We start from the raw sequence: 9,039 nt of genomic DNA, 5'->3' as shown, positions 1-9,039 counted from the left end.
TGCGGAGCGAGTCGTTGACGTTCATCTGACAGCCGAAGGTGTGGATGAAGTAGCGCTTCATGGTTGGCCTATAGGGAAAACGGGCCCTTATGCGATGACCGGGCGCGGAATGCAACCGGGCGGACGGAACGACGCGTGGAAGAGCTGCTTACCAACCTGCTGCTGAACTCCCAGGGGCTTCTGGCCTATGGGGCGGTCTTCGCCATCCTGGTGGCGTGTGGCCTGGGGGTGCCGGCGCCGGAGGACATCACGCTCATCCTGGGCGGATTGTTGGCGCACAAGGGCGCGGCCAGCCTGCCTGGGATGATGGCGGTGGGGTTCCTGGGAATCCTGGTGGGCGACAGCCTGATCTACCTGGCGGGGCGCAGGTTGGGGTCCCGGTTGGGGCGCAACCCGGATGCGAAGGGTGGAGGTTTCTTCGCGAAGATCGTCACGCCGGAGAAGCGCGCGAAGGTGGAGTCGCTCTTCGTCAAGCACGGCCAGAAGATCGTGATGATCGCCCGCTTCATGCCGGGCGTGCGCGCGGTGACGTACTTCACCGCGGGCTCCGTGGGCATGGCGTACTGGCGCTTCATCCTGTGGGACGGCGTGGCGGCGCTGCTCTCCGCGCCGGCGTTCGTGTGGCTCGGCTTCCACTTCGGCGGTGAGCTGGAGACGCTGCTTGGGAAGATGAAGGAGGGGCAGGTCGTCGTCCTGGGCTCGCTGGCGGTGCTGGGCGTGGGCTACTTCCTGTACCGGCGCCGTCGGAACGCGAAGCTCGCGGCCGAGGCAGCCGCCCGGGCCGAGATGCCGCCCGTGGCCCTGCCGCCCGTGCCGGAGTCGCTGGAGAACAGCGTGGCGCAGACGCGAGCCCCCAGCAGCAGCAGCTTCTTCGACGTCCCCGCGGACAAGGCACCTTCCCCTTCGGAGCCGTCGACCAACGTGCTCAAGTAGCGCGGAAGCGATGACGCCGCCTCCGGACCCCGCCCCCTCTGCTTGAGGGAGCGGGGTTCTTCGTTGCGGGCCTTCAGCGCTCGCGGAGGGCCTTCTTCAGGAGGTCCGCCACGCGCTGCACGTTGGGCTCGCTGAGCAGCGTGTAGTGGTTGCCCGGCAGGCGGTGCGACTCCAGCCGTGCTCCCACCAGCGCGCGCCAGCCCCCGTCGTCCGTGGTGGTGGCCTGCGCCTCCGCCTGCACGCGCAGCACCCGCTGATCCATGGCAGGCGCGCGGTAGCGGCGGGAGGCTTCGAGGTTGGCCTCGAAGACGTGGAAGAGGGCCACCGCGTTCGCGGCGTCCGTTCCGGGCGGCAGGGTTCCCGCCTGGGCCGCGGCCTCCAGCACCTGGGTGAGCGCGGCTTCGGGCTCCAGGTCCGCGAGCGCGCCGAGATCCAGCTCCAGATCCCCCAGGGACACGCCCATCAGGTCCTGCGCGAACAGGCTCACGGCCAGGGTGCGATCCAGGAGGGGTTCCGACGCGGGCACGGGTTCCTGTGCGTAGGAGTCCAGCAGCGCGAGCAGCGCCACCTCCTCGCCCGCATCGCGAAGCTGACGGGTCATCTCGTAGGCGATGACGCCGCCCAGGGACCAGCCGCCCAGGAAGTAGGGACCGGCGGGCTGGGCCTCGCGCAGGGCACGCACGTAGTCCGCGGCCATGGCTTCGATGGTGCGGTGGGGGGCGCTCGTGCCATCCAGGCCCCGGGACTGGAGGCCGTAGAAGCGCTGATCCGGTCCCAGCCGCCGCGCGAGCGCCGCGTACGTGAGCACCGTGCCGCCCACCGGGTGGACGCAGAAGAACGGCGGGGCCGTGCCCGGCGTGCCTCCGGCGTCGAAGGGCACCAACGGCGAGTTCGTGCCCGCGTCCCCGTGCTGCTCCAGCAACGCCGCGAACCGTTCCACGCTGGGCGCCTGGAAGAGGGCGGACAGTGGCAGCCGGCGGCCCGTCTCCCGGTTCACCGCCGCCATCAGGCGCACGGCGAGCAGCGAGTGGCCGCCCAGCTCAAAGAAGCTGTCGCGCGGATCCACGGTGGTCACCCCCAGGGCTTCGGCCCAGAGGCGCGCGAGCTGGGCCTCGGCTTCGTTCCTTGGCGCCTCGCTGCCACGGGCTTGCGTGGGGCTTTCGTCGGGAGCAAGGAGCGCCACGACTGGGGCTTCGACCTGCCGCCCTTGGGCCGGGGCTTCCGGCAGGGGCAGGGCGTCCAGGGCCGCGTCGGGCGCGCTCAGGGCCTCTTCGAGCAACAGGCTCCAGTGCTCCATGAGGCGCCCGGCCGTGTCGGCCTCGAAGAGGTCCGTGCTGTAGGCGAGCAGGCCCTGGAAGCCTTCCGGCGTGCGGCTCAGGGTCAGGTCCAGCTCGAACTTCGCCGTCGCGAGCGACACGTCGACCGGCCGCAGCGTCAGCTCCGACAGGCGCACCTCCGCGTCCGGCAGGTTCTGGAGCGCGAAGATGACCTGGATGAGCGGCGGGCGGGACAGGTCCCGCGCGGGCTGGAGCACCTCCACCAGCCGCTCGAATGGGACGTCCTGATGCTCATACGCGCCCAGCGTGGTGGTGCGCACCTGCGACAGGAACTCCCGGAACGACAGGGCCGGAGTGAAGCGGGCGCGCAGCACCAGCGTGTTGACGAAGAAGCCGATGAGGCCCTCCGTCTCCGCGTGGCGCCGGCCCGCGATGGACGAACCCACCAGCAGGTCGTCCTGCCCGGAGTACCGGTGCAGCAGCGTCTGGAGGCCCGCCAGCAGCACCATGAAGGGCGTGGCGCCCTCCCTCTGGGCCAGGGCCTCCACCGCGTCGCTCAGCGCCGGTGACAGCCGCACCGGAAGCGTGGCCCCGCGCGAGGAGCGCTGCGCGGGACGGGGCTTGTCGGTGGGCAGCGCCAGCACCATCGGGGCTCCCGACAGCTCCTGCCGCCACCACTTCAGCTGCGTGTCGAGCACGTCCCCCTGGAACCAGGAGCGCTGCCAGAGCGCGTAGTCCGCGTACTGCACCGGCAGCGGGGCCAGCGGTGAGCCATGGCCCTGACGGAAGGACTCGTAGAGGGCCACCACCTCGCGCACCAGGATGCCGAAGGACCAGCCGTCGGAGATCGCATGGTGCAGGCACAGCAGCAGCACGTGCTCACGCGTGTCCAGCGTGAGCAGCGTGAAGCGGGCCAGCGGTCCACGCTCCAGGTCGAAGGGCCGCAGGGCGTCCTCGGAGGCGCGGCGCATCGCCTCGGCCTCGCGAGCGTCCTTGTCCAGGGCGCGCAGGTCCACCGTGCGCAGCGTTCGCGACGGGGCAGGGTGGATGTGCTGGCGCGGATCCCCTTCGTGCGACTCGAACGTCGTGCGCAGGGATTCGTGCCGCTGCACCAGCGCGTCGAAGGCCTGCTGGAGCGCGGTGACCTCCAGCGCGCCGGACAGTCGCAGCGCGGTGGGGATGTTGTAGAGCGCGCTCCCCGGATCCAACTGGTCGATGAACCACAGGCGCTGCTGCGCGAAGGACAGGGGCAGCACCTCCGGACGTTCCACCCGGACCAGTGCCGGAGCTTGCGTCCCGCCGGGCTCCGGACGGGAGTCCAACCTCGACGCCAGGGCCGCCACGGTGGGCGCTTCGAAGAGGGCTCGCAGCGGCAGCTCCACGCCGAAGCTGGAGCGCACCCGTGCCACCAGCCGCGTCGCCAGGAGGGAGTGGCCTCCCAGCTCGAAGAAGTTGTCCGTGCTTCCCACCCGTTCAACGCCGAGCACCTCCGCGAACAGCGTCGCGAGCCGCTTTTGCGTGGGCGTGCTGGGAGCCGTGAACCCCGTGCGTGAGACCGCGGCGCTGGGGGCCGGCAGGGCCTTGCGGTCCAGCTTGCCGTTCGTGGTCAGCGGCAGCGCGTCCAGTGCCATCACCACCGAGGGCACCATGTACTCCGGCAGCCGTTCCTGCACGAACGCGCGCACCGCCGGGCCGTCCAGCGGCTCCGTGCCGCCCGTGACGTAGACCACCAGGAGCTTGTCGCCCGGCGTGTCCTGGCGCACCAGGGCCACCGCCTCGCGCACGTCTGGATGCGCCCGCAGCGCGGCCTCCACTTCCGCCAGCTCGATGCGGTAGCCACGCACCTTCACCTGCGCGTCCATGCGGCCCAGGAACTCCAGCACGCCGTCCGGCGTCCACCGCGCCACGTCGCCGGTGCGGTAGAGGCGCTCGCCTTCATGTGCCGCGAAGGCGTTGGGGACGAAGCGCTCCGCCGTCAGGTCCGGCCGCGCGAGGTATCCGCGCGCCAGGCCATCTCCGCCGATGAAGAGCTCGCCCGGGATGCCCGGAGGCACCGGCTGTCCGTGCGGATCCAACACGTACACCTGCGTCTGCGCGATGGGCCGGCCAATGGGGATCGTCTCCGGCACCCGGGTGCCGGGCATCATCCGGTGGGTCGTCGCGAAGAGGGTGGTCTCCGTCGGGCCGTAGCAGGCCGTGACGGGGATGCCCAACGTCTCCACCACCCGACGCACCTGCGGCGCCGGAACGACGTCGCCTCCGGTGAGCAACTGGCGCACGCCCTTGAGGGCTTCGGGCTTCAGGTCCACCACCTGGGCGAAGAGGCCCGCGGTCAGATGCAACGTGGTGACCCCGTGCCGCCGCACCACCAGCTCCAGCAGCGCCAGATCCGACGGCGAGCTGGCCGGGAAGACGACGAGCCGCCCGCCGAAGAGCAGCGGACCCCAGACCTCCAACGTCGACGCGTCGAAGGAGATGGGCGCGATGAGCAGGAACGTCTCATCCGGACCCAGCTTCGCGTAGGGCGCGTTGTGCAAGAGCCGCATCACGCCCCGGTGCTCCACCGCCACGCCCTTGGGACGGCCGGTGCTGCCGGACGTGAAGTCCACGTAGGCCAGGTCGCGCGAATGCGTCCCCGCCTTCACGGGTGACATGGGCCGTGCCTCCAGTCGCAGCTCCTCCACGAAGAGACAGGGCAGGGCGGCATCCACCGCCAGCTTCGCGCGCACCTCTCGCGTCGTCAGCAGCAGCCTCGGCGGTGCATCCTCCAGCATCGCGGCCAACCGTGGCGCGGGATACGCCGCATCCAGTGGCAGGTACGCGCCCCCGGCCTTCAGGATGGCCAGCAGCGCGACGATCAGCTCGACGGAGCGCTCCAGGCACACGGCCACCAGCACATCCGGCCCCACGCCGTGCTCGCGCAGCAGGTGGGCCCACTGGTTCGTCAGTGCATCCAGTCGTGCGTACGTCAGCCGCGCGTCCCCGAACTCCAGCGCCACCGCGTCCGGACGGCTCGCGGCCTGCGCCATGAACAGGTCCTGGATGCACGCTTCGCGCGGGTACTCGCCGCCCGTCGCGTTCCACTCCACCAGCACCTGCCTCCGCTCCCCCTGCGTGAGCAGCGACAACCGCTCCAGTGGCGCGGCGGGTTCGGCGACCATCGCTTCGACCAGCGCCTCCAGGTGACGGACCATCCGCGTCGCGGTGGCGGGCTCGAAGAGGGCGGTGCGGTAGTGCAGCATGCCCTCGAAGCCCTCCGGGTTCCGGAACAGCGCCAGCTCCAGATCGAAGCGTGCGGTTCCCGAACCCGTCTCCAGCGGCCGCAGTGACAGACCGGGCAACGACAGCTCCGGCACCGGCGCGTTCTGGAGCGCGAAGAGCACCTGGAAGAACGGCGTGCGGCCCAGGTCCCGCGCGGGCTGCAGCTCCTCCACCAACTTCTCGAACGGGACGTCCTGATGCTCCTGGGCTCCCAGCGTGGTGGTGCGCACCTGGGCTAGCAGCTCGCGGAACGTGCGCACTTCACCGAAGCGGGCGCGCAGCACCAGCGTGTTCACGAAGAAGCCGATGAGGCCCTCCGTCTCCGCGTGACGCCGGTTCGCGATGGGCGAGCCCACCAGCACGTCGTCCTGTCCCGAGTACCGGTGCAGCACCGTCTGGAGTCCGGCGAGCCAGACCATGAACGGCGTGGCGTTCTCACGCTTCGCCAGGGCCTCCACCTGTTCACTCAGGGCTCGCGAGATGCGCACCGGCACCATCGCGCCCTCCGGGGTGAGGACGCTGGGACGGGGCTTGTCCGTGGGCAGTTCCAGGACACCCGAGGCTCCGGCCAGCGAGTCCCTCCACCACTTGAGTTGTGCCTCCAGCCGCTCACCCTGGAGCCAGTCGCGCTGCCAGACGGCGAAGTCCGCGTACTGCACGGGCAGCTCCGGAAGGGCAGGCGGACGGCCGTGATGGAACGCCTCGTAGAAGGCGGTGACCTCACGGACCAGCACCCCCAGGGACCAGCCGTCGGAAACGATGTGGTGCAGGTGCAGCAACAACTGGTGCTCTTGCGCTCCGAGCTTCAACAGCAGGGCGCGCATCAGCGGCCCTTCGCTCAAGCTGAACGGACGGCGTGCTTCCTCCTGCCGCAGCCGCAGGGCCTCCGCCTGTCGCGCCTCCGCCTCCGGGACGTGCGTCAGGTCCACCGTTTCGAACGGCACACGGAGCTTCGCGTGGAGGACCTGGACGGGCTCGCCCGCCTCCGTGCGGAAGGTGGTGCGCAGCGATTCATGCCGGGCCATCAGCGCATCGAGGCTTTCGCGCAGGGCCTCCACATCCAGCGCACCCTCGAACCGCAGGGCCAGGGGGACGTTGTAGAGGCTGCTGCCCGGATCCAACTGGTCGATGAACCACAGCCGCTGCTGGGCGAACGACAGCGGCGGGGCGCTCGTGCGGTCCGCCCGAGCGAGGGGCGCGGTGTGCGACTGGGGGACGCCGCCGCCCAGCCGTTCAGCGAGCGCGGCCACCGTGGGAGCGGTGAACAGGTCGCCCAACGGAAGCTCCACGCCCAGCACGGTCCGGATGCGCGCCACCACCTGCGTGGCCAGCAGCGAGTGGCCACCCAGGTCGAAGAAGTTGTCGTCGATGCCGACGCCTTCCACGTGCAGCACCTCCGACCAGATGGCGACGAGGCTTGCCTCCAGCGCGTTGCGCGGAGCCTGGGCCCGTCGCTCCGAGGCGACCGGGGCCTCCGGCGCGGGCAGGGCCTTGCGGTCCACCTTGCCGTTCGCGTTGAGCGGCAGGGCCGGAAGCTCCACCCAGGCGGAGGGCACCATGTATTCGGGAAGCTGCTTCGCGACGAAGGACTTCACCGCGTCCAGCTCCAGCCCGTCCGAGGAGGGCACGACGTAGCCTACGAGGCGCTTGTCGCCGGGCACGTCCTCGCGCGCCAGCACCACCGCCTCTTGAATCCCGGGCGCCTGCCGCAGCACGGCTTCGACTTCGCCGGGTTCGATGCGGAAGCCGCGCAGCTTCACCTGGAAGTCGGCGCGCCCCAGGAACTCCAGCGTGCCGTCCTCCGTCCACCGCGCCCTGTCTCCCGTCCGGTACAGGCGTGCACCGGGCTCACGGGTGAAGGGGTGGGGGACGAAGCGCTCCGCGGTGAGGTCCGGTCGCTGGAGGTAGCCCCAGGCGAGGCCGTCACCGCCCACATACAGCTCGCCCGGCGCTCCGGGCGGCAGCGGCTGGAGTCCCTTGTCCAACACCCACGCCGTGGAGTTCCCCAGCGGACGGCCAATGGGCACCGTGCGCTCCACGGTGTCTCCCGCGCGCAGCGTGTGCGTCGCGGAGAAGGTGGTGTTCTCCGTGGGGCCGTAGCCGTTGATCAACACCGCGCCTTCCGGGAGGCGCGCGAGGTGATCGCGCACCGCCTGCGCGGGCAGCACGTCGCCGCCCGCGAGCACGCGGCGCACGCGCGCCAGATCCTGGCCCTGCTGGGACACCATCTGCTCGAAGAGGGCGGCGGTGAGCCAGAGCGTGCTGATGCCCTCGCGGCCCAGCAGCTCGCCCAGCTCCGCCAGGGACAGGGTCTTCGGCGGGGCCAGCACCAGCTTCGCGCCATTGAGCAGCGCGCCCCAGACCTCCAACGTGGAGGCATCGAAGGCGACGGGCGCGAGCTGGAGGAACACGTCTCCGGGTCCCACTTCGAGGAAGCCGTTGTGGCGCGCGAGCCGCATGATGCCCCGGTGCGGCACGCTGACGCCCTTCGGACGTCCGGTGCTTCCCGAGGTGAACATCACGTAGGCCAGCGCCTCCGCGGGCACTGGCACATCCAGCGGCGTGACGGGCTGCTTCGCGATCCGATCCGCCTCCTCATCCAGCAACACGAGCAGTCCCGCCACCACGGGCAGGCTGTCCGCCAACGCGTCCTGCGTGACGAGCACGCTGACGCCTGCCTCCTGGAGGATCCAGGTGATGCGCTCGGCGGGATCGCGGGCCTCGATGGCGACATAGGCGGCGCCGGCCTTGAGGATGCCCAGCATCGCGGTGATGAGCGCGGGCGAGCGCTCCACGCACAGGCCCACCCGATCGCCCGGCCTGACTCCGGACCAGCGCAGGTGGTGCGCGAGCTGGTTCGACTCCGCGTCCAGCTCCGCGTAGGTGAGCGTCCGGGTACCGGCCTTCAGCGCGACGGCATCCGGCGTGCGCGCGGCCTGCTCGGAGAAGAGCGTGGGCACCGAGGCGTCACGCGGGTAGTCGCGCTCCGTGCCGTTCCAGTCAAGCAGGAGCTGACGGTGCTCGATGGGCGTCAGCAGGGGCAGCATCGACAGCCGCGTCTGGGGCGCGCGGGCGGCATCCTTCACCAGCAACCGCAGGCGCTGGACCAGGCCCGCCACGGTGCGCTGGGTGAAGAGGGCCTTGTTGTAGACCATCGCCCCCGAGTACCCCTCCGGGCTCCGGCTCAGCAGCAACTGCAGGTCGAAGTGGATGAGGATCGGGGCGTCCTCCAGCGGGCGGAGCGTCAGCGCCGGCAGCTTCAGCTCCGGCATCGGCGCGTTCTGGAGGGTGAACGTCACCTGGAAGAGGGGCGTGCGGCCCGCGGCCCTCTCCGGCTGCAACACCTCCACCAGCTTCTCGAAGGGGACGTCCTGGTGTTCGTAGGCGCCCAGCGTGGTGGCACGCACCTGGGCCAGCAACTCGTGGAACGTGCGCGCTTCACCGAAGCGGGCGCGCAGCACCAGCGTGTTGGCGAAGAAGCCGATGAGGCCCTCCGTCTCCGCCTGCCGCCGGTTCGCGATGGGTGAACCCACGAGCACGTCGTCCTGTCCCGAGTACCGATGCAGCA

General features: G+C 70.8%; 2 protein-coding genes (1 of these 2 cut by a window edge). One reads left to right on the top strand and one right to left on the bottom strand.

Annotated features, from left to right (window positions below):
• Window positions 1–135 precede the first annotated feature (135 nt).
• Window positions 136–933 carry a DedA family protein gene (locus D7Y13_RS02200; RefSeq protein ID WP_120531666.1) on the top strand — a complete coding sequence of 266 codons (798 nt, stop codon included), beginning with the start codon at window positions 136–138 and terminating at the stop codon, window positions 931–933.
• A 73-nt stretch (window positions 934–1,006) separates the two neighbouring features.
• On the opposite strand, the gene D7Y13_RS02195 is transcribed toward D7Y13_RS02200, so the two are convergent.
• Window positions 1,007–9,039, bottom strand: partial view of a non-ribosomal peptide synthase/polyketide synthase gene (locus D7Y13_RS02195; protein ID WP_120582673.1) — the 3' end only. It continues 22,651 nt past the right edge of the window; 8,033 of the gene's 30,684 nt are visible here — the last part of the coding sequence; the start codon falls outside the window, past its right edge; its stop codon occupies window positions 1,007–1,009.

This window comes from Corallococcus praedator, from assembly GCF_003612125.1.
In the GTDB taxonomy this organism is placed as follows: domain Bacteria; phylum Myxococcota; class Myxococcia; order Myxococcales; family Myxococcaceae; genus Corallococcus; species Corallococcus praedator.
The sequence above is the reverse complement of the archived record's forward strand: the minus strand, read 5'-3'. Positions and strand labels throughout refer to the sequence as shown.